Genomic DNA, 23,614 nt, shown 5'->3' on the forward strand with positions numbered 1-23,614 from the left:
GAAGCGCCTCACCCCTCCAGTACGGCCAGCCGCTCCCGCACCCGCTCCGCCCCCGCCGAATCCCCGTTCGCCTCGTAGCACTCGACCGCGAGCGCCAGATCAGCCGCCTCCTCCGCGACCCGGCCCGCGCGCCGGTACACATCGGCCCGCACCTCGACCGCGTCGGCCCGCTGGAGCCCGGCGCCCTCGGCGGTCATGACGTCGACGGCCTTGTCGAGGCAGACGAGGGCCTGTTCGAGGTTCCCGGCGCTGCGGTGCAGCTCGCCGAGGCACATGTAGACGCGCCCCTCGTTGTGGGCGTCCTTGAGTGAACGGAACGCCACCAAGGCGCCGTTGAGGCGGGTGAGGGCGGCGGGGAAGTCGCCCGCGCCGGTCTCCGCGCGTCCGGTGTGCAGGTCGAGGAGGGCGATCGCGCGCTCCTTGTCCCGCCGGCCGTCGTCGCCTTCGGAGACGCGTTCCCAGATCGCGCGGGCCTCTTGGAAGCGTCGGGCGGCCTCGCCCCAGTTCCACAGCCGGAGTTGGAGGAGTCCGGCCGTCTCCACGGCACTGGCCTCGCCCCGGTGGTGACCGCAGGCGCGGTCGGCGGCGACGGCCTCGGTGAGCGCCGTCTCGGCGTCGGCGGCCCTGCCGACTCCCATGTGTCCGAAGGCGAGTTGGACGAGCATCCGGCCCACCGCGCGGGGGTTCCCGAACTCCTCGGCCTGGCGGCGGGCGGCCTCGACGCCGAGGAGGTGGGTGTCGATCCACTGCGCGTGGAAGCCGAGCCGCAGGTGGAGACTCCAGGTCGCCTCGCACAACTGCCAGACGAGGTCGTCGAATCCGTGGTGCGCGGCGGCCCGGATCGTGGCGGCGATGTTCTCCCGCTCGCGGCTCAGCTCGTCCAACGCGCGTTTGCTGTCGCCGGGTTCGCCGTTCGGCCGGAGCCCGTTGTAGGCGGTGCCGATCCGCCACCGCAGCGGCATCACCCGGAAGTCGGCGCTCGCCGTGGACTTGAGGTATGCGACGGCGACTCGCCGTACCGCAGCGGCTGTTCGGCTGTGACCGTCCTCGGCGAGGGCCAACTCCCGTGCGTGTGCGCGGGCGGCGTCGTGGAAGCGGTAGCGCTCCTCCGCGATCTCGGTCAACAGGTGTACGCGGGCGAGGTGTTCGAGCTGGGTGCGGGCCTGGCCCTCGGGGATTCCGGCGGCCTGCGCGGCGAGGGGGACGGTGAGGGCGGGCCAGGCCCAGGAGCCGAGCGCGCGGTAGAACGTGGCGGTGTCCGGGGGGAGTTCGCCGTAGGAGACGTCGTGGGCATGGCGTACGGGGTTGTCGGTCATCGCACCGTCCTCCTCGGCCCGGCGCAGTTCCTGGGCCACGCGCGCCCAGCTCAGGTGGGTGCGTTCGGCGAGTCCGGCGCCGGTGGTGCACACCGCGAGCGGGTAGCCGCCGGTTCCTTCGGCGACGGCGCGGACGTCCGCTTCCGGGGCGGCTCTTCCCACCGTACGCGTCAGGAGGAGCATCGAGTCCTCGGTGGACAGGGGTTCGACGGTGCGGGGGCGGGCGCCGTGGTGGGCGATCAGCCGTGGGAGGCGGTGCCGACTCGTGACGAGGACCGTCGAGGTGGGCGAGGCCGGGATCAACGGCAGTACCTGGGCGTCGTCGTGCGCGTTGTCGAGGACGACGAGCAGGCGCCGGTCGGCGGTCAGGGTGCGGTACAGGTCGCGTTGGCGGGCCTCGTCGCCGGGCACCCGGTCGGGGGCCACGCCGAGTGCTTCGAGGAAGCGAGCGAGGACTTCGGAGGGGGTGAGGGCGGTGGCGGCGGAGTCTCCGGCGAGGTCGACGAAGAGGTCGCCGTCGGGGAGGCGTTCCCTCAGCCGGTGGGCGCCCCGGACGGCTACGGCGGTCTTGCCGATGCCGCCGGGGCCGGTGAGGACGCCGACGGCCGGGCCGCCGGTGTCGCCCTCGCCGGGCAGCGTCTCGATCCACTCGACGACGTCCTCGCGGTCCGTGAACACGGCGGTCAGCGGGGGCAGCATGCGGGGGCGGGGGGCGGCAGTCGACATGGTGCGGCGGTCGAGCCGGGACACCTCGCGCAGCCAGGCGGCGACCTCGTCGGCCAACTCCGGTGAGCTGTGGGCGAGTTCGACGAGGTCGCGGGCGGCTTCGGTGCGGTCGGAGTCGGTGACGGGAAGCGTGGTGTCCGCTTCGGGGCGGGCGCGGCCGAGCAGTCCGTGGAGGCGTTCGGAGATCCGTCGTCCCGCTTCGCCGCCGGCGCCGGACAGGGCGCCCGAGGCGACGGTGCCGACCGCCGAGATCGCCATGCCCATCAACGCTTCCACGCAGATCGCCCCCAACTCGCCGTTGCGGAAATCGTATCCACAAGATCTCTGTGCGTGGCGGCGAGGCTGAAGATAGCACTTTCCTTACTGTGTGCCATTACTCACGCACACTCCGCTACCGTTCCTTCTGTGACTGGCTTGCGAGCAGAGGACATGTACCTGGATGCGCACCCCCTCTCCCCACCCCGCCGGCTTCCCGGTCTCCTCACCACCCTCGCACTCGTCCTCACCTGCCTCACCACGGCAGCCGCGCAGGGCGTGCTTCCCACGCCCTGGACGGACAAGTCCCCTTCTGGGAGGGGTGCGTTGGAGGTGCGGTGGCGGGCTGTCGGGGAGTTGCGGGTTCGGGTCGGGGCCGAGCGGCTGGTGTTCTCGCCGGCGGAGAGGTGCCGTCTGCTGGTGGTCGGGGGTGGTGGGGTCGAGGCGTGGGACGTGGCCGATGTCGCGCGGCCGAGGAGGGGGTACGTCGCGCGTGTGCCGGATGCCGGCCCGATGTCGGCGCTGGGGATCGACGCGGACCGCCGGACGGTGCTCGCGGTGTCCGACGGGCAACTGATGAGCTGGGAGGAGGGGTTGGGGGTTCGCCCCGGGCTGGAGTCCGCCCCCGAGGTCAGGGACGTGAAGGCTCTGCGCAAGCGCGCCGAGACCCTCGATCTGGTCGTCCGCCGCTCACGGAACCTGACCGTCCTCCAGGAGGCCGCGACGGACGGGGGCGCGCGTGAGGGCTTCATGACGACGGCGAGTTTCCCGGAGGGCGCGCACGCCGCGCAGTTCTCGCCGGACGGCAACTCCCTGGCACTGGCGGACGACTTGGGCAACGTCCAGCTCTGGGACCTCTCCCGTAACTACGAACCCACCCCGAGGGGGCGCCCGTTGAACACCGGTGCCCGCCTTCCGCGCGCCCTCGCGTTCAGTCCGGACGCCTCTCTCCTCGCGGTGATCGGCGAGGACGGCGTCGTACGGCTCTGGGACATCGCGCGGCCGGAGCGGCCCCGTCATCTGGGCAGTCCGGCCGAACTCCCGGCCAGGGCGGTCGCGTTCAGTGCGGACGCGCGGCTGGTGGCGACGGTGGGGACGGACGGCGGGGTGTCGTTGTGGGGGCGGTGAGTACGAGGGGTCAGGCGCAGGGTGGGGTGTACGGGAGGTCCGCCGAGACGTGTTCGCGCCATGCCTCCTTCGTCATCGCGGTGCGGGTCGCCGCGCAGATGAGGGTGCGGGCCTGGGGGACGGCGGTCTGCCAGAGGCGGACGGTGCCGTCGCCGCCGGCGCTGAGGAGGGTGCCGCGCGGGAGGAAGCGCAGGCCGGAGACCGAGCCGATGTGGCCGGGGACGGGGGCGCCGTAGAGGGTGGCGCGGGTGGGGTCGGTGGTGCTCCAGAGGCGGATCTCGCCGACCGCGTCGCCGCTCGCGAGGAGTGTCCCGTCCGGGGAGAAGTCCGCGGAGTTGAGCATGGCGCCGGCGGTGAGGGTGGTGCCGGTCTTGCGCGGGGCGCCGGTGCCGGAGACGTTCCAGAGGTGAAGTCGGCTGTCTCCGCCCGCTGTTGCGAGGAGATGGCCGTCGCGGCTGAGGGCGACCGCGAAGACGACCTGGGGGGTGATGGCGTATCCGGTCATCACCGGAGCGGTGCCCCGGGTGGCCCGCCAGGCGCGGAGCAGGCCGATCATGTCCCCCGAGTAGATGCGGTCGTTGGCCGGGTCCGCCGCCAACGCCCGGACGGGGAGGGTGATTCCGCCGAGGTTGCCGCCAAGTGCCGTCGGGCGGGCGGGATCTGAGGTGTTCCAGGCGCGCAGGCCGCCCGCGTACCGGTTGCGGATCTCCAGGTAGCCGACGGCGAGGGTGGTGCCGTCGGCGCCGAAGGCGACCGCCGACACCGGGTCGCCGTTCCCAGTGAGCGGCGGCGAGAGGGCGACCGGGCGGGTGGGCGAGGTGACGTCCCAGAGCCGGACCGCACCGGTGAACTCGCCGGTGGCCAGCACCTGTCGGCTCCCCGGCCGGAACGCGAGCGCGTTCACCGAGCCGCCCAGCAAAGGGAGTTCACCGAGGCGCACGAGTCGGTCCGGGGCGGAGACGTCCCACAGGGTGACCCGGTTGCCGGTCGCGACGGCGACCCGGCGTCCGTCGGGCGTCACGGCGAGCGCCAGCACCTCGTCGCCGATCACCAACGCCGGTGGCAGCCGCCACAGTCGTACGACTCCGTCGGCGCCGCCGCTGACGACCGTACGGCTGTCCGGGCTGAAGGCGAGGGTGCTCACGAGGCCCGAATGGCCGCGCAAAGTGGGGGAGATGACGCGGGCGCGGGCCGGGGCGCGGACGTTCCAGAGGTTGACGCCGCCGGAGGTGTCGCCGGTCGCGAGGAGCTGTCCGTCGGGGCTGAAGGCGACCGAGTTGACGATCGAGCCGAGCATGAGCTGGTTGACGGGGGTGAGCCTGCCGGGGTCGGCGAGGTTCCACAGCAGGACGCGGTAGTCGCTGGAGGCGGTGGCGAGGGTACGGCCGTCGGGGCTGATCGCGATCTGGTTGACGACGACGTTGTGGCCGCCCTTCGGGTCGGGCAGCGGCTTCGGGTGGGCCGGGTCGGAGATGTCCCAGAGCTTCAACAGGGCTGCCCCGTCGCCTCCTTGGGCGGTGCCGCCGCTCGCCACGAGGACTTTCCGGTCGGGGGTCAGGGCGACGGACTGGACGCCTTGGCCGCGTGCGCTCAGGGGTGTGCTGAGCCGGCGTGGGGCGCGCGGGTCGGCGAGGCTCCAGAGCTGGACGTCGCCCGTCATGACGGACGGGACACCGGGTTTGGCGGTGCCCGCGACGGTGACGCCGACGGCGAGGGTGCTGCCGTCGGAGCTGAGCGCGAGGCTGTTGACCGTGCCCGGGGTGACCTTCACGGCCGCGGAGAGCGGTTGCGGGTGGGCGGGGTCGGAGACGTCGAGGACGCGGATCAGGCCGTCCGAACTGCCCCAGACCAGCAGGCCGTTGCGCTGGTCGTGGACGAGGGGCTGGATGCCGCCGACGGCGGTGCCCGCGCGGATCTCACCGGTGAGCGGGGTGGCCGACGCGGTGCGCGGGACGTTCCACAGGCGCAGCCTGCCGAGCGTGTCTGTGGGGGCGGAGGCGGCCGTCATGAGGTCGCCGCCGGGTCCGAAGGCGACGGTGTACACCGTGCCGAAGCGGCCGGGCAGGGTCTGCGGGAGGATGGCGCCCGACGCGGCGAGCAGCCGGGTGCGCAGGGTGTCCGTGGGCCTCATGTCGTAGGCCGCGAGGTCGAGTTGGGCGGCGAGCGCACTGTCCGTGCCGCGCAGCCGGTCGGCCTCGGCGGTGACCCGGTTGAAGATCGCCTCGTCGCGCTGTTCGACGGCCTCGCGGCGGCGGTCGAGCGCGTAGACGGCGAGCGCGGAGGCGATCAGGGCGAGCGCGGAGACGACGGCGACGGCGCCCTGGCGCAGCCGGCGGGAGCGGCGTTGCTGGGCGCCGGAGGCGTGCAGGAAGTCGGCGACGAGGCGGGTGACGTCGGCGGGGTCGGCGGCGGTCGACCAGTTGCGGGCATCGTCGAGGCGTTTGCCCCTGAACAGGACGTCCCTGTCCCGGTGTTCGCCGCCGGACCAGCGGGCGGCTGCCTCCCACACCTCCTGGCGGACCAGGGACTGCTTCTCGTCCGGCGCGATCCACTTGTGGAGTTGCTTCCACTCCCTCAGCAGCGCCTCGTGGGTGATCTCGACGGTCTCGCCGTCGGGTCCGCCGCCGTTCTGGGTGAGGAGCCGGGCCTCGGTGAACGCGTCGACCACGGGCGGGACCTGGGCCGGGTCGAGGGCCTCCTGGAGGAGTGCGCGGCGGGTGCGGCGGCGGAACGTGGTCTCGCCGCGTTCGTCGACCCGGACCAGACCGGTGAACAGGACGCGGGCGACCCGCTTCTGATCGTCCGTCAGGTTGCGGTACACGCGCTGGGCCGCCGAGTTGACCGCGTTGTCGATGCCGCCCGCCGCCCGGTAGGCGGCGAGGGTCATCCGGTCGTCGGTGCGCTGCTGCCAGGTGGAGTGCAGGGCCTGGGAGAGGAACGGCAGGCGGCCCGGCGGGTAGGCGTCCGGGCGCTGTCCGGCGCCCGCGCGCAGGTCGCGGACGATGACGTCGACGAGTTGGGGGTCGATCGAGAGGCCGCCCACGCCTCTTGTCGGGCCCTCGATCGCCTCGCGGATCTCGGCGTCGGACATCGCTCCGACGATCACGTCGTTGCGCAGGGCGCTCAGCAGATGCGGGTAGGGGGTGCAGTCGCCGTAGCGGTCGGCGCGCAGGCCGTAGACGAGCAGGGCGAGGGGGGTCAGGGAGGCGAGGGCGTCGACGAAGCGGGTGCGGGCGGATTCGTCGCGGCACTGGGTGAAGAGTTCCTCCAGCTGGTCGACGACGATGACGACCCGGTGGCCGGGCGGGAGTTGGAGGGTGGTGCGGAGCAACTCGCGGAAGGTGGCGGGGCCGTGGTCCAGGGCGGTGCGCCAGTCGTCGGGGTCGGTGTCGGTCAAGCGGGCGCAGGCTTGGGCGAGTTGTCCGACGGGGTCTTCCGTGGGGCGCAGCAGGAGCTGCGGCCAGTGCCGGGAGCCGGGGAGTATCCGTCCCTTCGTCAGTTCGGGGAGGAGACCGGCCCGCAGGAGTGAGGACTTGCCCGCGCCGGAGGGGGCGACGACCGCCGCGGGCGTGCCCTCGTCCACACAGCGGGCGAGCGTCGCCCCCAGCTCCACCAGCAGCCGCTGCCGTCCGAAGAACCAGTGAGCCGACTCCCGGTCGAACGCCTTCAGTCCGGGGTACGGGCACTCGTCGACGGCCGAGGGCCTGGCGTCGTAGGCGGTCGTGCCGTCGGCGTAGTGGTGGACGACGATGTCGCGGCCGGCCTGGATGACGGTGCTGTCGCCGGCCGCCCAGGCGGAGAGAGTGACGGCGACTCTGTCGTGACGGTCCGTCATGGCTGAGGGGGCCGGCCGAAGTTCATGTCGCCGGCCGCCTGGTAGACGCGGGAGGTGTCGTGGGACTCGGCATGGAAGGTGGGGCCGGTGGAGCCGACCGGCCCGGCGGGTCGGGTGGGTTCGGCGGTTTCGGCGAGTTCGGCGACGAGGCCGAGGAAGGCGCGGGCGGCGTCCGGGTCGTCGGCGATGAGGGTCCTGAACCTCTGCTGCCAGGCGGCCGTGAGGGCGGCGCGGTTCCTCGCGTTCGCCGGGTCGGCGAGCAACAGCTCGCGGTCCTCGGCGAGTTCGAGGGCGAGACGGCCGGTGTCGGAGGTGCCGCGCAGGCGGGCGATGAGGGTGCGGGCGCGCTCCCAGGTCTCGGTGGTGAGCGCGCCCACGAGTGCGTTCGCGGCGCTCGCCGCGAGAGTGGCCAGTTCGGTGTCCATATGTCCGCCCCCGTCGCGGTGTGGATGGTCTCGTGGGGACTGTTCTCGCACCGGCCGCGCCGGTCCGTGCGCGATGAACGCTCTTGGTGCGCTTCGGACCTGTCGTGACCGTTCGATGTGCGCGGGCCGACCGGACGGAGTCCCCCGATGCCGTTGTCACGGCTCCGCCGGCCGGCCCTGGGCGCGGATCACGCCCGTTTCCCCTGTGCGCGGGCCCCGCATCCGGCTCCCCGGGTCCGCCAGGTCAACGTACGGCGGTGGCCCGGCCGTGTCCTCAGGGGTCGCCCCCTGGTTCTGCGTCCGCACCTCCCGAGAAGCGTGCCCCTTCGGCGTCGTCCAGGTGGGCCTCCAGGGCGGAGACCAGGGAGACGACGCCGTGGAAGGGCCAACCCCCGTCCTCGGGGCCGGTCTTCACCGTCCCCTCCAAGTGGCCCTCCGCCGACCTGCGCAGTTCGATGAGGATCAGCACGCCGGACTCCGTTCCCTGCGGTCGCCGTTGTCGCACGGTAGGACGGGAGTCGGGGCGCCGCCTCGGGAGGACCCCCCGAGAAACCGGGCGGTCGCCCCTGGGGTGTACGGGGTCGGGGCCCCGGAAGTCGGGCTCGGCAGCGCCCTGTTGACGCCGGTGTTCCTCAGTCCTCCGCCAGCTTCAGCCCCTTCAGCTGTTCCCGGCTCAAGTGCAGCTTGTCGTAGGCGTGCTGGAGGTGGGTCTCGACGGTTTTCTCCGCGACGCCGAGGCTGCGGGCGATGGCCTGGTTGGAGAGGCCGGTGCGCATGAGGCGGACGGCTTCGCGTTCGCGTGGGGTGAGTCCGGCGAGGGCGGAGACGGGGCCGGTGAGGCTCAGGCCCAACTCGTCGGCGAGGCGCCGGGTCTGGGCCTCGTAGGCGTGGGCGCCGGCCTCGGTGAAGGTGTGCAGGGCCTCGCGTAATGCCGACTCCGCCGCCAGTCCCCTGCCCAGCGCCGCTGATTGACGTGCCGTCAGGAGCCGTACGCGGGCGCCCTCCAATGGCAGGCCCGCCTCCTTGGCCAGGGTGAGTGCCTCCTCGCAGGACGCGAGGGCGGCGGCCGGTTCGCCGCGGGCCTCGCTGATCTGGGCGCGGACGCGGGCCACGGCGAGCTGGGCGGACGTACGGTTCACGGAGTGGGTGCGGGCGACGAACGCGGCGAGTTCCCGGGCCGCCTCCCGGGTGCGGCCCAGCCGGGAGAGGGCGTCCGCGAGGACCGGGCCGAAGAGGTGGGCGCCGGGTTCGCGGGACGAGTAGTGCGCCTCGATCGCCTCGGCGGCGTCCAGGAGACCGGGGAGGTCCTCGGCGGCCTGGGCGATGGCGGCGCGGGCGCCTGCCGCGAACGCGAAGCTCATGGGGCTGGCGAGGAGCTGGGACCAGTCCGTGGCCTCCTGCGCGTGCCGGGCCGCCTCCTCCCAACTGCCCTGTGCGGCAAGGGGGTAGCAGGCGAGGGCGTGCAGCAGGGGGTAGTCCCAGACGCGGCCGTTCTCCGCCGCGTCCCCGATCGCCGACGCCGTCAGCCGGACGGCCTCCGCGAGGTTGCCCCGCCGGTACTCGGCCTCTCCGAGGAAGCCGAGTCCCTGCCCGATCCGCAGCGCCTCGCCCCGGGTCGCCCGCTCGACCGCGCTGGTCAGGTCCGCGTGCGCGCCGTCCAGGTCGTCCGTCCACAGCCGGATCATGCCGCGCGCCACCAGGCCGTCGAGCCCGGCCGCCGCCCCCGGCAGATGCACGGCCGCCAACTCCCGCAACGCCCTTGCCGAATCGCCCGCCAGCGCCGCCCCCACGGTCTTCGCGAACCACGCGAACGCCCTCACCCACGGCTCCCGCGTCCGTGCCGCGACCGCCGCGTCGCCGTAGAACACCATGTCCTGGTAGTCGAGTTGGACGACACCGATGATGGCGAGCTGCGTGGCGATACGGGCTTCGAGGTCGACGGGGGCGGAGGGCGTCGGGGGGTTGGGGCGGGCCGGGGGTTCGGGACGGGCCGGGGGTTCGGGACGGGCCGGGGGTTCGGGGGGAGCCGGGGGTTCGGGACGGGCCGGGGGTTCGGGGGGAGCCGGGGGTTCGGGGGGAGCCGGGGGTTCGGGGGGAGCCGGGGGTTCGGGGGGAGCCGGAGAGTCGGGGTGGGACAGGGTTTCGGGGTGAGTCGGCGCCGGGAGAAGGGGGGTCGTGTCCGGGTGGGCCGGCGCTGAGGGAAGAGGCTCGGCGTTCTGGGGAGCCGGCGCCGAGGGAAGGGGTGCGGTGTCCGGGTGGGCCGGGCCCGAGGAGGGGCGCGTGGTGTCCGAGGGGGCCGGACTGCCGTACAGGGGCGCCTCGTTGGTGGAGGGGAGTCGGCCGGGAGGGACCGCAGCCTGCGCCCGCGCCCCTTCCACACCGCCCGCGCCTCCCGCAGCACCCCCGGCACCCCCGGCACCCGCACCACCCGCACCACCCGCACCACCCGCACCACCCGCACCACCCGCACCCGATCCCACCACCTCAGCCTCAGCCTCCGACTCCACCGCCACCCCCTCCACCCGCACCCCCTCCAACGCCCGCAAGAACAACCCCCGAGCCTCCCCAATTCGCCCACCCAGCAACACCAGATACCCGTTCACGTAATCCACCCACGCCCCCGGCGCCAACGCCCCCAACTCCCCCTCGTACCGCCGAGCGGTGGACGCGTCGCCGCTCACCAGCAACGCCTCCACAGCGGTCAGCAACCGAGCCCGCACCTGCGGCCCGGGCGGCGTCAGTTCGAGCGCGTGCCCGGCATACACCGCGGCCAACCTCAGGTTCCCCAGGGAGAGTTGCCGCCGAGCCTCCCGCTCGGCCGCGACGGCTATGTCCTCGTTCCGCCCCTCGTCCGCGGCGATCCGATGCCACAACGCGTCGGGCCCCCCGAACTCCGCGGCGGCCCGATGCAGCCGACGCCGCCGCCCCGGGCTCATGTCGCTGTACACGTAGTCCCCGATCACCCCGTTGGGAAACGCCAGCGCACGCCCCCCGGTCCCCGGCACCTCGACCAACAACCCCGCCCGTACGGCCTCGTCGAGCGCCGCCCCCACATCGCCACCTCGCCCCACCGAACCCCCGTCACCAGCCCAGCCATCGCCCCCCACACCCCCGTCACCGACCCGACCACTCCCACCACCCCAACTACCGCCGCCCACACGCAAGTCACCGTCCAGCCCACCCCCTTCCACACTCACACCCACCCCCAACCCCGCCAACTCCCGTGCCTGCGCCAGCAGAAACCGCCGCCCCAACACCGCCCCCGCTGCCACGAGATCCCGAGTCCCCGGCGCACACGACCCCAACCGGGAGATCAGCGTCAACGGCATGGACCGATGCGCGGGCAACGGCCCCCGCCCGTACGCGAGCGCGTGCGGAGCAACCTGCTGGAGCAACTGCCGTGCGTGCAAAGGGTTCCCACCGGTCAGCTCATGCAGATGCGCCGCCCCGGCGGGAGACAGCCGAGGCTGCCCCCAGACCGGCGCGAGCCGCAGCAGCGCGTCCGCGGAAAGCCCCTCCAGCCGTACGACGGCCCCCTGTTCGGACTCGACGAGCCGCCGCCACCCCTCGTGCAGCCCCTCGTGCGCCCGCCCCCACGCCCTCCCCGGCGTGACGGCCGCGTCCGCCGGGACGTACGCCAGCAGGAACAGCACCGGCTCGCTGCGCAGCGACCGCGCGGCGAGCCGGAGCGCGGTCATCGACGGCCGGTCCCCCCAGTGCGCGTCGTCCACGACGACCACCACCGGCCCCGCCCCCCGCAGATCCTCCGCGAGCGCCCGCGCGACCAGCGCCGGATCGGCCTCCTCGGTCAACTCCCCGCCCCGCGCGCCCGGCAGCCCCTGGACGACCTGCCGCAGCACCTCCCAGGGCCGCCGCTCCCACGCCTCGTCCCCGTAGGACCGCGCGACGAGCGGCGGCGCGGCCTCCTGGAGGAACGCGGCGACGAGCGCCGACTTGCCGATGCCGGGCGCCCCTTCGACGACCACGACGGTGGGCCGCAGCCGCCTCGTCTGGCGCCACGCCTCCCGCAGCACACCGAGTTCGGCGCCGCGCCCGGCCAACGGAGAGGGATTCGGTACGAAAAGGTCACCACTGGCCGCCACGGAGCCGCCCCTTCCCCGCCGGAGGACGCCCAGTATGGCCGGATACGACCGCCCGGGAACAGAGTCAGGACAGCGGAGTCGGGACGGCAGCCCTCGACGGCGTACGACTCACCCCGGCCGGACGGCCGACAGCCGGCCCGGAGCCCCGCCCCGAACCGGCCGCAGACCTACCCCTAGGGGCTACCCGTACAACCCGGGGAACCCCTAAGGGCCACCCCCTACAACCCTGGCCCTGGGAACCCTTAAGGGCCATCCCCTACAACCCCAGGCCCCCTAGGAACCTCCAGAATCCCCGAGCCCCCCACCCCACCAACCCCTTATCCCCGGAACCCCTCAGGCCGCTCCGCCGAAGCCTCCGCCAGCGCCTTCCGTACCTCGTCCACCCCACCCCGAAGCCCGTACACCGGCGTCTCCGGCTGCTGACGCCACGACTCGTCGATCGACCCGGCGTCGACCGAGTCGAAGCCCAGCTCGTCGATCAGCGCGCGCACCTTCTCCTTGGCCGCCGCGTCGTCCCCCGCGACCGGCAGGGCGATCCGCTCGGGGTCCCCGGCGGGCCGGTGCCGGTCCAGGATGTCCTGCGCGAACGTCCCGTTGAACGCCTTCACGACCTCGCGCCCGAGCTGGTTCGACACCCACCGGCTCTCGGTGATGCCCTCGTCCTCGATGCCGTCGATCCGCCCGTCCCGCTGCTGCGGGTAGTAGTTGTTCGTGTCGATGACGACCGCGCCCTCGGCGGCACCGTCGAGCACGTCCCCCGGCAGCCCCGGGATCGCCTTGAGCGGGATCGTGACGACGACGATCTCGGCGCCCTTCGCGGCCTCCCCGACGGCGACCGGCACGGCCCCCGTCTCGGCGGCGAGGTCGGTGAGCGTCTGCGGCCCCCGGGAGTTCGCGACGGACACGTCGTGCCCGAGCGCGGCGAGCCGCCGGGTGAGGTTGCCGCCGATGTTGCCCGCCCCGATGATGCCGATCTTCATGACAGACCCTCCAGGTAGATGCACGTGCATTCAACCGGCCCCAACCGGAGCCCGGCCGTCCCTATTCCCGGCCGCACCGATTCCCGGCCACCTCCATCGCGGGCCGTATCCATCGCGGGCCGTATCCGGACCACCCCCATTCCCCCACCGCCCCGCACCCCTCGCCCCCGCGCTGCTCCAAACGGCCCCCTAGTACCCGTACTACTCCCTACCCCCCACCCCTACTCCCCCGCCTCCCCGAACGGGTCCTCCAACTCCCTCCGCACCACCTCCCCCGCCCGCTCCCCGTCCCCCTCCCGCACAGCCCGCACCAACGCCTCGTGCGCCGCGTCATGCGCCCCCGGGTCCCCCACCCGCATCCCGCTCAACGCCAGCAACTCCACCAACCCCTCCCGCAGCACCGGCACGAAATCCCCGAGCAGCCCCTCCAATACGGGATTGTGCGCGGCAGCCACCACCGCCGCGTGAAACGCGATGTCCGCCTCGACGAACGCCCGGTCGCCCCCGCCCGCAGCCGCCCGCCGCCCCGCGAGCGCCGCCTCGATCGCCACCAGGTCCTCCTCCGTACGACGCTCCGCCGCGAGCCGTGCCGCATGCGTCTCGACGGCCATCCGCACCTCGTACACGTCCCGCACCGCCGCCTTCCGCAGCCGGGCGGGCCACTCCTCGGCGGCCGGTTCGACGGCGACGACGAACACGCCGGCCCCCTGCCGGGCCCGCACGAACCCCTCCCCGGCGAGCCCGCGCAGGGCTTCGCGGACGGTGGACCGGCCGACGCCGAGCAGGGCCGCGAGGGTCGTCTCGCCGGGCAGCCGGTCGCCCACCGCCCACTCCCCGGCGACGATCCGCGCCCGCAGCAGCGAGGTCGCCTGCTCGACGAGAGGGCTGGGCCGGACGGGACCTAGTGACATAAGTGGCTCACTTGTCTGAGGACCTGAGGAGTGACTAGCGTACCGGCATGCCCGACACCCCGACCCCCGACGCCCCCACCCCCTTGGTCCTGCACGCCGAAGACACCCACGTCGTACGAGACGGCCGCCCGATCCTCCAAGAGGTCACCCTCCGAGTCCGCGCCGGCGAGCACTGGGCCCTCCTCGGCGCCAACGGAGCCGGAAAGTCGACCCTGTTGGGCCTCCTGGGCGCCCGTGTACACCCCACGCACGGCACGGTGGACGTCCTGGGCAGCCGGCTCGGCCGGGTGGACGTACGGGACTTGAGGTCGTACGTCGGACACGTCGACCCCCGGCACCCCCTGCACGACCCCCTGACCGTCCACGAGGTGATCCTCACCGGCGTCACCAACTCGGTGGCCCCGCTCCCCCGTTGGCGCCCCACCCCACAGCAGCGCGAGCGGGCGGCGGAGCTGGCGGGGACGCTGGGCCTGGCCGCCCTCGGGGACGCCCGCTGGCCGACCCTCTCGCAGGGCCAGCGCGGCCGTACGCTCATCGCCCGCGCCCTGATGCCGAGCCCACGTCTGCTGCTGCTCGACGAACCGGCGACCGGCCTCGACCTGCCGGGCCGGGAGCAGCTGATCGGCGCGCTGGGCACGCTCGCCGAGGAGCACCCCGCCCTGGCGACCGTCCTGGTCACCCACCACCTGGAGGAACTCCCGCCGCACACCACGCACGCCCTGCTGCTGCGCGACGGCCGCACCCTCGCCCAGGGCCCGGCGCCCGAGGTCCTCACCGCCGACCTGGTCGGCAAGTGCTTCGACCTGCCCCTCACCCTGGACCGGCACGACGACGGCCGCTGGAGCGTACGCATCCAGCGGCCGAAACGTTGAACAAGCCCGGAACGAGCCGGAACACCCCGGAACTGCCCGGAGCGGCCCGCTACTTGCTCAGGTGCGCCCAGAACTCGTCGAACGACAGCTTCTTGTCGCCGTCGAGGTCACGGCTCTTGATGATGGACTCGGCGACCGCCTCGGTGACGTTCCAGTCGCCCCCCTGCGCCAGGGCGGTCTTGAACTCGGCCGCGGTGATCTCGCCGTCACCGTCCGTGTCGATCCGGTCGAATTCCTTGCGCGCTTCTTCGATGCTGGCCACCGATCCGCCCCTTATCCACTGCTTGCTGTCGTGCTGACGCAGGTCAGACTAACCGGCCGCGGCGGCGCGCAGTGCGGCGACCACCCACGCGAAGTCCTCCGCGTGCGGCGGCGCGGGCTGCCGGTTGATCACCGCGATCAGCTCCCGGTAGCGCGCGAGCCGCTCGTCGAACCCGGCCGTCATCCGCTCCAGTACGCCGGAGAGGTCACCGTCGCCGAACAGCTCCCGCAGCGCCGCACGAGCCCCCGCCGCGTCCGGCGCGACCCCCCGCTCCCGCAACGGCGCGACCCGCTCGACGAGCTGTTTGGCGAACCACACCGTCTCACCCGGCGGTGAACTCGCCGACCGGTCCCCCGCGTTGAACTCCACCGCCCGCCGCATCTGCGCCCGGAAGGCCGGGTCCTGCACCATCTCCGCCAACTCCACCCAGGCGTCCACCTGTTCGGGCGTCGGATCGTCGGACAGCTCGACAGTCGTCCGCCGCATCCGCTCCTGGACGTCCGGGTCGACCTCCGGCAGCCCGTGCAGCGTCTCCGCCACGAACTCCGCCATGATCCGCTGCCGTTCGGCCGCGGACAGCTTCGCCAGCCTGTGCATGAGTGTCATCTCCTCCGTCGTGGAACCCCGTCGTGCGACGCTCGCCAGCACGGCCCGGATCACCTTCAGCGACCTGATCTGTACGTCGATGGCGGCGACGTGCGTCGCGGCCACCTCGGCGACGGTCCGCTCCCCGGCCAGCACCTCCCGCACGGCGTCGAGCCCGAGCCCGAGTTCGCGCAGCGTGCGGATCAGCTCCAGCCGGGCGGCGCCCTCGGCGTCGTACAGCCGGTAGCCGCCCGCCGAGCGGCCGACGGGGTCGAGGACGCCCTCGTCGGACCAGTAGCGGACGGTGCGGACGGACAGTCCGCTGGAGCGGGCCAGCTCGCCGATGGTGAACAGCCCCGTACCGTGGTCGACCATGTGTCGGAGTCTGGGCCTTCCAGTGGGTGGAGACTCAAGAGGAGGCGTCGGGAGACGCGAGAGAGGGACGTACGGGTGGAGACCTTGCGGGACATTCTCGACGGCGCGGCCCGGGGCGTCTTCCCGCCGCCGGACGGCGGGCTGACGGTCGTCCCCCAGATGTCCCCGCGCGACGCGGGCGTCCTGTCCTTCACGGCTCACGCCGTCGTCTTCCTCGACGAGGACCCCGACTGGGTGCGCGCCCAACTCGCGCGCGTGGACTGCGATCCGCTCTCGGCGCCGATGCATCCGGCTTTCCTGCACGCCCTGTTGGAGCGGACGGGCCGCAGCGCCGAGACGATCGACGTGATGCTGGTGGCGGCGCCCCGCGAGGGCGAACTCCCGTTGCCGCTGCGGGAGATCGAGGACGCCGGGCACCCTCGGGTGGTGTACGCCCTGGAGAGGCGCGACGAGGTCCGCGTCTGGGAGACGGCGGGCGGTGTGCTGGTCCTGGGGCGGGGGATCGGCGGGCGGCTGGAGGTGTCGGTGGAGGTCGACGACGCCGTACGCGGCCGGGGGCTCGGGCGGCAACTGGTGGACACGGCGCGGTACTTGGCCGGGGAGCCGGTGTGGGCGCAGGTCGCGCCGGGGAACGCCCGCAGTCTGCGGGCGTTCCAGGGGGCGGGCTATGTGCCGGTGGGCGGGGAGCTGTTGATGCTCAGCTCGTCGTGAACTCTCAGTGCCAGGGCTCGAAGTAGGGGTTGCTCTGGCAGTCGTCCATGATCTCGATCTTCTTGACCTTGTCGACCGGGCACACCCCGAGGATGTACTCGCGGGCGATCCCGCCGGGGAACGCCACCTCGACCTGGTCGGCCCACTTGTGCGTGTCGCCGATGGTCTTGTTGACGTCGACGCCGCCGGGGGCGTCGACGTAGTAGTTCCAGCCGGACTTGTACCAGGTCTTGTACAGGTCGTGGTCGTAGGTCGTGGAGACGTACGGGGAGGGCTGGTTGACCAGGACGTACTTCTCGACGTCGTACTGGCCGTTCTCGACGTCCTTCGGGTAGAAGCCGAAGGGGAAGATCTTGTCGGGGGTGCGGCTGTCGCTGCGGTAGAGGGTGCCGCAGGTGGTGCGCCAGACCGGGTCGGGGGTGATCCGGTCGAGGTGGACGTTCTTGTCGGCCGCGGCCTTCAGTTTGTCCTCGAACTGGGGGCACTTGGGGGCGGCGGCGAGCGTGGGGGCGGGGGCGGCGGCCGAGGTGGCGAAGACGGCGGTCAGGCACAGGACGACGGCGGCGGTACGCCGCCGCACGGAAGTGGTGATCATGCCGGGCAGCCTGCCGCGCGAACGGCGGACCGCCGGGGACCTTCACCCGTACGGCGGCGAGTCAACTGACCCTCGGTCAAGGAGGGTTCAGCGGAAGATGCCGGTGTGGCCCAGCGAGTAGCGGCCCGGCTGGGGGTACACCGCGAGTCCGTGCGGGCCGGAGCCGACCTTGATGCGGGCGAGCTGCTTGCCGGTGGTGGTGTCGATGGCGTACACCTCCGCGTCGTAACGCCCGGACAGCCACAGGACTTTGCCGTCCGCCGAGACGCCGCCCATGTCGGGGCTGCCGCCCTGCGGGAGGTGCCACTTCTTCGTCAGCTTGTTCTGCGTGAAGTCGAAGATGGAGATGGTGCCCTCGCCCCGGTTGGAGATGTACATCTCGCGGGAGTCGCGGCTGACGTACAGGCCGTGGCAGCCCTTGCCGGTGGGCAGGAACTCCGGTTTGCCGAAGGTCTTCCCGTCGACGATCCACATGCCGTCGGCCATCATGTCGGCGATATAGAAGCGCGTCCCGTCGGGCGAGATCTTGACGTCCTGCGGCATCGCCCCGTCGAACGGCAGCTTCTGCTGGCCGACGACCTTCATGCTCTCCGTGTCGACCTTCAGCAGCTCACCGCTGAACTCGCAGGAGACGATGAAGTACCGCCCGTCCAGCGAGAAGTCGGCGTGGTTGACGCCGTAGCAGGTCACCGGGACGGTCTTGACGCGCGCCATGGTGTGCGGGTCGCGGAAGACCAGCTCGCGGTCCATGGAGGCCATCACGACCGCGTACTTGCCGTTCGGCGTGAAGTACAGGTTGTACGGGTCGTGCACCTCGACGGGCTTGCCCGCCTTGCCGGTTCGCGGGTCGATCGGCGTGAGGGTGTGGCCCCGGTTGTTGTTGACCCACAGCGTCTTCATGTCCCAGGAGGGGACGACGTGTTGGGGCTGGCGGCCGACGTGCAGGGTCTCGACGATCTCGTACGTCTTCGGGTCGATGACCGTGACCGTGTCGGACTCGGTGTTCGGGACGTACACGCGCGACGGGAAGTCCTTGACGACCGGCGAGAGCCGGTTGGGCCGGTCGGCGGCGTACACGTCCTTCGGGTCGAGCACCGGCGGCATGCCGGGCAGCCCTTGCGGGGCAGCCTTCTTGACCGGTGCGGGGACGGCTTTGGTGGTCTCGGCGGCCTTCTGGCCGCTGTCCTGGGTGCCGCAGGCGGTGAGGGCCGCGGCGAGGGCGAGGGCGACGAGCGCAGGACGACTCTTCAACTGAGCAGCTCCGTGGTGGTGACCGCGCGCAGCCCGCGGCGGCCGAGTTCTTCCAGTACGACGGGGAGGGCGGCGACCGTGTCCCGGTAGCCGAAGTGCAGGCTGACGACGGAGCCGGGGCGGACGTCGGCCAGGACCGTCCGGGCCACCCGGTCCGCGCCCGGCGAGGTGAAGTCGAGCGAGTCGACGTCGTACGACAGGACGTGCGGGTACCCGGCCTCGCGGGCGAGCCGGACGACGAGCGGGGAGGCGCGGGCGGCCCGCGAGGGGCGGAACCAGTTCCCGACACCGCCGGTGAGCCGCTTGAGCCGCTGCGCGCACCCGGCGATCTCCGCGCGCGCCTCGGCCTCGGTCATGTCGTTGATGCCGAGGTGGCGGCGGGTGTGGTTGCCGAGGTCGTGGCCGCCGTCGAGAATCCGGCGGGCCATCTCGGGCTGCTCGTCGAGCCAGGTCCCGACGGCGAGCACGGTCACCCTCGCGCCGGCCCGTTCCGCCTCGCCGAGCAGCGACTTCGCGATGGCGGGGTCGCCGGCGCCGTGGAAGGTCAGGGCGACCTGCGGGCGGGTTCGGGGACCGGCGGCGATCTGGGCGGGCTGGTTCGGGAAGGCGCGGGGGGTGGGGACGGCGGTGAGGGGGCGCGCGGGGGCGTGCGAGGGGGGTGCGGGTGAGGTGGGGGCGGGCGAGGCGGGGGCGGCGCGCTCGCCGTGGGGCGTGTCGCCGCGCCCGGAACACGCGGCGAGGAACACGCCCCCGGCGACGAGCCCGGCACCCGCCCGCAGCGCGGCACGACGGTCGGTCGGAGTCACCTGGCCCATTTAAGGGGCACGGCGGCGGAAAACGGGTGATTCACCCGCCCGGGGGCGAGGAGATGGGGGTTTGGGTGAGGATGTCACTGGACGCGGCACGAGGGTTGGCCGATCATGCGACGACCATACGATCACCTCGACGAACGGCCACCGAGTGAATCCCCCGGGCCCCTACCGCCTCACCCGCCGCCAGATCAGGTTCCACCTCCTGATCGCCTACGGGCCTTGCCTCCCCGTCGTCGCGGCGATGGAGCTCTTCCTGGACCTGGGGCTCACCAGGGGAGACATCCTGTTCATCCTGTTCGGCCCCACCCTGGCCGTCCTGATCATGCCGTACGTCACCCGCCGGCATCGGGTGCGGCTCACTGAAGCGGGCATCCGGTTCCGCGGCGGCCTGCGTCACCATCACGTCCTGTGGACCGAGATCGCCCACCTGGTCCCCAGCCCCCTCCTCGGCGTCCGCAGAATCGTCATCCACACCACTCGCGGCAAGCGTCACGTCCTGCCCGCCCCGTTGTCGTTCGTCGACCCCGAGTTCGATCGCAAGGCGCGGGAGATCACCGACTGGTGGCACCAGCACCGCGCCTAGGCGTACGGCAGCAGCGTCGCCGCCGTCCGCTCCCACGCCGTCTTCAGCTCGGCCAGCAACTCCGGCTCGTCCGGGGCGAGATCGGCCTGTTCGCGGGAGTCGGCGGCGAGGTTGTAGAGGTGGTCGACCTTGTCCTTGTCCTGGTAGTACTTCCAGTCTCCGCGCCGCAGCGCCTTGTTGGCCCGCACGCGCCAGAACAGGTCGCGTTCCGGGACGGTTTCGCCGCGCAGGAGGTAGCCGGCGAGGCTCGTGCCGTCGAGGGGGTAGGCGGGGTCGGGGCGGGCGCCGCCCAGCTCCAGGAGCGTCGCCGTCCAGTCGGGGGAGAAGTTCGGCTCGTGGCTGACCTGCCGGCCGTCGACGCGGGCGGGCCAGCGCAGGATCGTCGGGACCCGGATGCCGCCCTCCAGGAGCTGGAACTTCTGTCCGCTCAACGGCCAGTTGTAGGAGTAGCGTTCGCCGCCGTTGTCGCTGGCGAAGAGGACGACCGTGTTCTCCTCCTGCCCGGAGCGGCGCAGCGCGGCCAGCACCTCGCCGACCGCCGCGTCCAGACTCTGCACCATCTCCGTGTACTTGGCGACCGAGCCGCCGTCGTAGTGGTTGAGCGCGACGGTGATGTCGAGCTGGCTCTTGGCCGCCCGGATCTTCGCGGCGATCTCCGCGCCGGTCTCCGCGTCGCCCTCGGCGAGCCAGGGCCAGTGCGGGGTGGTGAAGTTGAGGTTCAGCAGCCAGGGTTTGTCGTGCGCGCGGGAGACGTACTCGACGGCCCGTTCGGTGAGGACGGTCGTGTAGTAGCGCAGGTCCTGGTACTCGGCGTCGCCCTCGAAGAGGTCGTACTCGCCGAGCTGGCCCAGTTTGGAGAAGTACTCCAGGACACCGCCGTGGTTGCCGAAGAACTCGTCCCAGCCGGACTTGGTGGGGCTGTAGTCGGGCAGCCAGCCGCAGTGCCACTTCCCGATCAGGGCGGTCGCGTAGCCGGCGTTCCTCAACAGCGAGGCCAGGGTGGGGTGGTGGGGGTCGAGGCCCTGGGTGCGGCTCGCGACCGGCTCGGCGAGACCGCCGGGCGTACGGCCCGGGTAGCGGCCGGTGTAGAGGCTGAAGCGGGTGGGCGAGCAGGTCGCGGAGCCGGAGTAGGCGTCGGTGAAGCGGACCCCCTCGCGGGCCAGCCGGTCCAGGTTCGGGGTCCTGATGTGCGGGGCGCCGTACGACGAGAGGTCGGCCCAGCCGAGGTCGTCGCCGAGGATCACCAGGAAGTTGGGGCGCCCGCTCGTGCGGCGTGCGGCCCTGAACGGCCTTTCCGCAGGCGCGGCTTGAGCAGTTTCGGCCGTACCCGCGACGGCCGTGACCGCGCCGCCGCCCACCAGACCGCCGAACGCGCGACGGGATATCTCGGACATACGTCAACCTCGGCAGGGTATTCGCGAAGGGGAACGTCCCGAGGATGCGGACCGCCACCGGCCAGGGGCAAGATCGCGGCCACCGGATTCACGCAGAGTTCACGAACGCACCCGCAGCAGCAGCACCGTCCGCCCCGGTACGACCACTTCCGTACCCGCCGCCAACTCACCCCCGTCCCCCGGCTGTTCGCGCGAGGTGTCGACGACGACCTCGTACCGCTCCGCCCACGGCACCCCCGGCAGCACGAACCCCGCCGGCTCGCTCCCCGCGTGCAGCACCGCGAGGAAGCTGTCGTCGACGACCGGCTCGCCGCGCTCGTCCCGCCCCGGTATGTCGCGCCCGGACAGATACATGCCGAGCGTGGCGGCGGGCGCGTACCAGTCGTCGGCGGTCATCTCCGCGCCCCCGGGGGTGAACCACGCCAAGTCCCGTATCCCGTCGGCCGACTTGGCGCGTCCGGAGAAGAACGCCCGCCGTCGCAGCACCGGATGACGGTGTCTCAGTCCGATGAGCCGCGAGGTCAGCTCGAACAGCTCCCGCCACCCCGGTTCCGCCAGCAGCCCCCAGTCCACCCAACTCGTCGCGTCGTCCTGGCAGTACGCGTTGTTGTTGCCGCCCTGGGTGCGCCCCATCTCGTCCCCGGCGACCAGCATCGGCACCCCGGTCGACAGCAGGAGCGTCGTCATGAGGTTGCGCAACTGCCGCCTGCGCAGGGCGAGTACGGCCTCGTCGTCCGTCTCGCCCTCGGTCCCGCAGTTCCAGGACCGGTTGTCGTCGCTGCCGTCCCGGTTGCCCTCGCCATTGGCCTCGTTGTGCTTGCGTTCGTAGGACACGAGGTCGCGCAGGGTGTAACCGTCGTGCGCGGTCACGAAGTTGACCGAGGCGTACGGGCGCCGGCCGCCCCAGGCGTAGAGGTCGCTGGAGCCCGAGAGCCGGTAGCCCATCTCCCGGACGTCGGGCAGCGCGCCCCGCCAGAAGTCCCGTACGGTGCCCCGGTAGCGGTCGTTCCACTCCGTCCACAGCGGGGGGAACGCGCCGACCTGGTAGCCGCCCGAGCCGACGTCCCAGGGTTCGGCGATGAGCTTGACCCGGCGCAGCACCGGGTCCTGGGCGATCACCGCGAGGAACGGGGAGAGCATGTCGACGTCGTGCATCGAGCGGGCGAGGGCCGCCGCGAGATCGAAGCGGAAGCCGTCGACGCCCATCTCGGTGACCCAGTAGCGCAGGGAGTCGGTGATCAGGCGCAGGACGTGCGGCTGGACGACGTGCAGGGTGTTGCCGCAGCCGGTGTAGTCGGCGTAGCGGCGGGCGTCCGGCTGGAGCCGGTAGTAGCCTCGGTTGTCGATGCCCTTCAGGGAGAGAGTCGGGCCCAACTCCCCCGCTTCCGCCGTGTGGTTGTAGACGACGTCGAGGATCACCTCGATACCGGCCGCGTGCAGCGCGCGGACCATCCGCTTGAACTCGCCGACCTGCTGTCCGGTCGTCCCGGAGGCGGCGTAGGCGGCGTGCGGGGCGAAGTAGCCGATGGAGTTGTAGCCCCAGTAGTTGCGCAGGCCCTTGCGCAACAGGTGGTCCTCGTGGGCGAACTGGTGGACCGGCAGGAGTTCGACGGCCGTCACGCCCAGGGTGACGAGGTGCTCGATCGCCGCCGGGTGCGCCAGTCCGGCGTAGGTGCCCCGGAGTTCCTCGGGGATGCCGGGGTGCAGTTTGGTGAAGCCGCGGACGTGCAGCTCGTAGATGACCGAGTCCGCCCAGGGCGTCTTGGGCCGCTGGTCGTCCGCCCAGTCGTCCTCGTCCTGCACGACGACGCCCTTCGGGACGTACGGCGCGGAGTCGCGGTCGTCGCGGACGGTGTCGGCGACGTGCTGCTGCGGCCAGTCGCGGACGTGCCCGTACACCTCCGGGGGCAGGCCGCCGTAGTCGCCGTCCACGGCGCGGGCGTAGGGGTCGAGGAGGAGTTTCGCCGGGTTCCAGCGGGCGCCGGTCCAGGGGTCCCAGCGGCCGTGCACGCGGTAGCCGTAGCGGCGGCCGGGGCGGACGCCGGGGACGAAGCCGTGCCAGATCTCGTGGGTGAGCTCGGTGAGCCCGATCCGGGTCTCGGCGCCGTCGTCGTCGAACAGGCAGAGGTCGACGGCCTCGGCGCCGCCCGCCCAGAGGGCGAAGTTGGTGCCGGTGCCCCCGCCGGGGCCGGTGCGGAAGCGGGCGCCCAGCGGAACGGGGGCGCCGGGCCAGACGGGTGGGGTCCGCTGGTCGGAGCCGTCCGCCCCGGAACTGGGCGCCGCTGACTCCTGTTCGGCTGTGCTGGACACCGGTCGGCCCCTCTTCGTCCTGTCCGCCGCCGGAACACCCCGCCGGCTGGGTACGGCGTGGCGCGGCTCCCCGGCGGGTGGTCGTCGTCCTCCCCCTGTTCTGCCCAGCGGTCGTCGCGCCCAGACCGGGGCTCGTACTCGTGTTTCCTCTCCACGTTTCCCCGGGGTGCACCCGCTCGTTGAGT

Annotated in this window: 18 protein-coding genes; 4 read left to right on the forward strand and 14 right to left on the reverse strand. The window is 72.6% G+C overall.

From position 1 onward, the window contains the following. Positions 1-8 precede the first annotated feature (8 nt). Positions 9-2,300, reverse strand: a complete 2,292-nt coding sequence (locus ABZX85_RS01035; RefSeq protein WP_355861300.1) for an NB-ARC domain-containing protein — start codon at positions 2,298-2,300, stop codon at positions 9-11. Positions 2,301-2,447: 147 nt separating this feature from the next. On the opposite strand from ABZX85_RS01035, the gene ABZX85_RS01040 reads away from it, so the two are divergent. Continuing rightward, positions 2,448-3,425 (forward strand): hypothetical protein, encoded by a 978-nt coding sequence (locus ABZX85_RS01040; protein ID WP_355861302.1) that lies wholly within the window; start codon positions 2,448-2,450, stop codon positions 3,423-3,425. Positions 3,426-3,435: 10 nt separating this feature from the next. Here ABZX85_RS01040 and ABZX85_RS01045 read toward each other — a convergent pair whose 3' ends face one another. The 6 genes from ABZX85_RS01045 to ABZX85_RS01070 all read right to left on the reverse strand — a co-directional run bounded on the left by ABZX85_RS01045 (position 3,436) and on the right by ABZX85_RS01070 (position 13,679). After that, positions 3,436-7,260, reverse strand: coding sequence for an NACHT and WD repeat domain-containing protein (locus ABZX85_RS01045; RefSeq protein ID WP_355861304.1), 3,825 nt, complete (start codon positions 7,258-7,260; stop codon positions 3,436-3,438). Next, positions 7,257-7,685: a hypothetical protein gene (locus tag ABZX85_RS01050; protein ID WP_355861306.1), complete on the reverse strand. Its 429-nt coding sequence runs from the start codon at positions 7,683-7,685 to the stop codon at positions 7,257-7,259. Before ABZX85_RS01050 ends, ABZX85_RS01045 begins: the two co-directional genes overlap by 4 nt. A 274-nt stretch (positions 7,686-7,959) precedes the next feature. After that, positions 7,960-8,154, reverse strand: a complete 195-nt coding sequence (locus ABZX85_RS01055; protein WP_355861308.1) for a hypothetical protein — start codon at positions 8,152-8,154, stop codon at positions 7,960-7,962. Between the two features lie 163 nt (positions 8,155-8,317). Beyond that, positions 8,318-11,746, reverse strand: a complete 3,429-nt coding sequence (locus tag ABZX85_RS01060; RefSeq protein WP_355861310.1) for an AAA family ATPase — start codon at positions 11,744-11,746, stop codon at positions 8,318-8,320. A gap of 359 nt (positions 11,747-12,105) precedes the next feature. Beyond that, positions 12,106-12,768: an NAD(P)-binding domain-containing protein gene (locus ABZX85_RS01065; protein WP_355861312.1), complete on the reverse strand. Its 663-nt coding sequence runs from the start codon at positions 12,766-12,768 to the stop codon at positions 12,106-12,108. Between the two features lie 221 nt (positions 12,769-12,989). Beyond that, positions 12,990-13,679, reverse strand: a complete 690-nt coding sequence (locus tag ABZX85_RS01070) for an FCD domain-containing protein (RefSeq protein WP_355861314.1) — start codon at positions 13,677-13,679, stop codon at positions 12,990-12,992. A 47-nt stretch (positions 13,680-13,726) separates the two neighbouring features. On the opposite strand from ABZX85_RS01070, the gene ABZX85_RS01075 reads away from it, so the two are divergent. Further along, on the forward strand, positions 13,727-14,551 hold the full coding sequence (locus ABZX85_RS01075; RefSeq protein ID WP_355861316.1) for an ATP-binding cassette domain-containing protein: 825 nt from the start codon (positions 13,727-13,729) through the stop codon (positions 14,549-14,551). Between the two features lie 49 nt (positions 14,552-14,600). On the opposite strand, the gene ABZX85_RS01080 is transcribed toward ABZX85_RS01075, so the two are convergent. Next, the gene (locus ABZX85_RS01080; protein WP_055723894.1) at positions 14,601-14,813 is read right to left on the reverse strand and encodes an EF-hand domain-containing protein; all 213 of its coding nucleotides are present in this window, start codon (positions 14,811-14,813) and stop codon (positions 14,601-14,603) included. A gap of 48 nt (positions 14,814-14,861) precedes the next feature. Beyond that, on the reverse strand, positions 14,862-15,773 hold the full coding sequence (locus tag ABZX85_RS01085; protein ID WP_355861318.1) for a MerR family transcriptional regulator: 912 nt from the start codon (positions 15,771-15,773) through the stop codon (positions 14,862-14,864). 75 nt (positions 15,774-15,848) lie between these two features. Between ABZX85_RS01085 and ABZX85_RS01090 the strand changes: the two genes are divergently transcribed. Continuing rightward, the gene (locus ABZX85_RS01090) at positions 15,849-16,484 is read left to right on the forward strand and encodes a GNAT family N-acetyltransferase (protein WP_355861320.1); all 636 of its coding nucleotides are present in this window, start codon (positions 15,849-15,851) and stop codon (positions 16,482-16,484) included. Positions 16,485-16,488: 4 nt separating this feature from the next. Here the strand turns inward: ABZX85_RS01090 and ABZX85_RS01095 are convergent, their stop codons facing one another. The 3 genes from ABZX85_RS01095 to ABZX85_RS01105 all read right to left on the reverse strand — a co-directional run bounded on the left by ABZX85_RS01095 (position 16,489) and on the right by ABZX85_RS01105 (position 19,145). Further along, a complete protein-coding gene (locus ABZX85_RS01095; protein WP_355861322.1) occupies positions 16,489-17,079 on the reverse strand; it encodes an ADP-ribosyltransferase in 591 nt (196 codons plus the stop codon). 87 nt (positions 17,080-17,166) lie between these two features. Beyond that, complete coding sequence (locus ABZX85_RS01100; RefSeq protein WP_355861324.1) at positions 17,167-18,330, reverse strand: hypothetical protein; 1,164 nt, start codon at positions 18,328-18,330, stop codon at positions 17,167-17,169. Further along, a complete protein-coding gene (locus ABZX85_RS01105) occupies positions 18,327-19,145 on the reverse strand; it encodes a polysaccharide deacetylase family protein (protein ID WP_355861326.1) in 819 nt (272 codons plus the stop codon). Before ABZX85_RS01105 ends, ABZX85_RS01100 begins: the two co-directional genes overlap by 4 nt. 145 nt (positions 19,146-19,290) lie before the next feature. On the opposite strand from ABZX85_RS01105, the gene ABZX85_RS01110 reads away from it, so the two are divergent. After that, on the forward strand, positions 19,291-19,725 hold the full coding sequence (locus ABZX85_RS01110) for a hypothetical protein (RefSeq protein ID WP_355861328.1): 435 nt from the start codon (positions 19,291-19,293) through the stop codon (positions 19,723-19,725). On the opposite strand, the gene ABZX85_RS01115 is transcribed toward ABZX85_RS01110, so the two are convergent. Further along, a complete protein-coding gene (locus ABZX85_RS01115) occupies positions 19,722-21,119 on the reverse strand; it encodes a sulfatase-like hydrolase/transferase (protein WP_355861330.1) in 1,398 nt (465 codons plus the stop codon). The two genes, ABZX85_RS01110 and ABZX85_RS01115, sit on opposite strands and share 4 nt — an antisense overlap. Before the next feature lie 99 nt (positions 21,120-21,218). Next, positions 21,219-23,429 carry a glycogen debranching protein GlgX gene (gene glgX, locus ABZX85_RS01120; protein WP_355861332.1) on the reverse strand — a complete coding sequence of 737 codons (2,211 nt, stop codon included), beginning with the start codon at positions 23,427-23,429 and terminating at the stop codon, positions 21,219-21,221. Positions 23,430-23,614: the final 185 nt, after the last annotated feature.

This window comes from Streptomyces sp. NPDC004539 (assembly GCF_040610055.1).
GTDB lineage: Bacteria > Actinomycetota > Actinomycetes > Streptomycetales > Streptomycetaceae > Streptomyces.

Excerpts from the sequence above, each read along its gene's own strand:
- ABZX85_RS01075 (WP_355861316.1), top strand. The coding sequence starts at position 13,727 with ATGCCCGACACCCCGACCCCCGACGCCCCCACCCCCTTGGTCCTGCAC.
- ABZX85_RS01045 (WP_355861304.1), bottom strand. The coding sequence starts at position 7,260 with ATGACGGACCGTCACGACAGAGTCGCCGTCACTCTCTCCGCCTGGGCG.
- ABZX85_RS01070 (WP_355861314.1), bottom strand. The coding sequence starts at position 13,679 with ATGTCACTAGGTCCCGTCCGGCCCAGCCCTCTCGTCGAGCAGGCGACC.
- ABZX85_RS01095 (WP_355861322.1), bottom strand. The coding sequence starts at position 17,079 with ATGATCACCACTTCCGTGCGGCGGCGTACCGCCGCCGTCGTCCTGTGC.
- ABZX85_RS01105 (WP_355861326.1), bottom strand. The coding sequence starts at position 19,145 with ATGGGCCAGGTGACTCCGACCGACCGTCGTGCCGCGCTGCGGGCGGGT.
- ABZX85_RS01065 (WP_355861312.1), bottom strand. The coding sequence starts at position 12,768 with ATGAAGATCGGCATCATCGGGGCGGGCAACATCGGCGGCAACCTCACC.
- ABZX85_RS01050 (WP_355861306.1), bottom strand. The coding sequence starts at position 7,685 with ATGGACACCGAACTGGCCACTCTCGCGGCGAGCGCCGCGAACGCACTC.
- ABZX85_RS01085 (WP_355861318.1), bottom strand. The coding sequence starts at position 15,773 with ATGGTCGACCACGGTACGGGGCTGTTCACCATCGGCGAGCTGGCCCGC.
- ABZX85_RS01035 (WP_355861300.1), bottom strand. The coding sequence starts at position 2,300 with ATGGCGATCTCGGCGGTCGGCACCGTCGCCTCGGGCGCCCTGTCCGGC.
- ABZX85_RS01115 (WP_355861330.1), bottom strand. The coding sequence starts at position 21,119 with ATGTCCGAGATATCCCGTCGCGCGTTCGGCGGTCTGGTGGGCGGCGGC.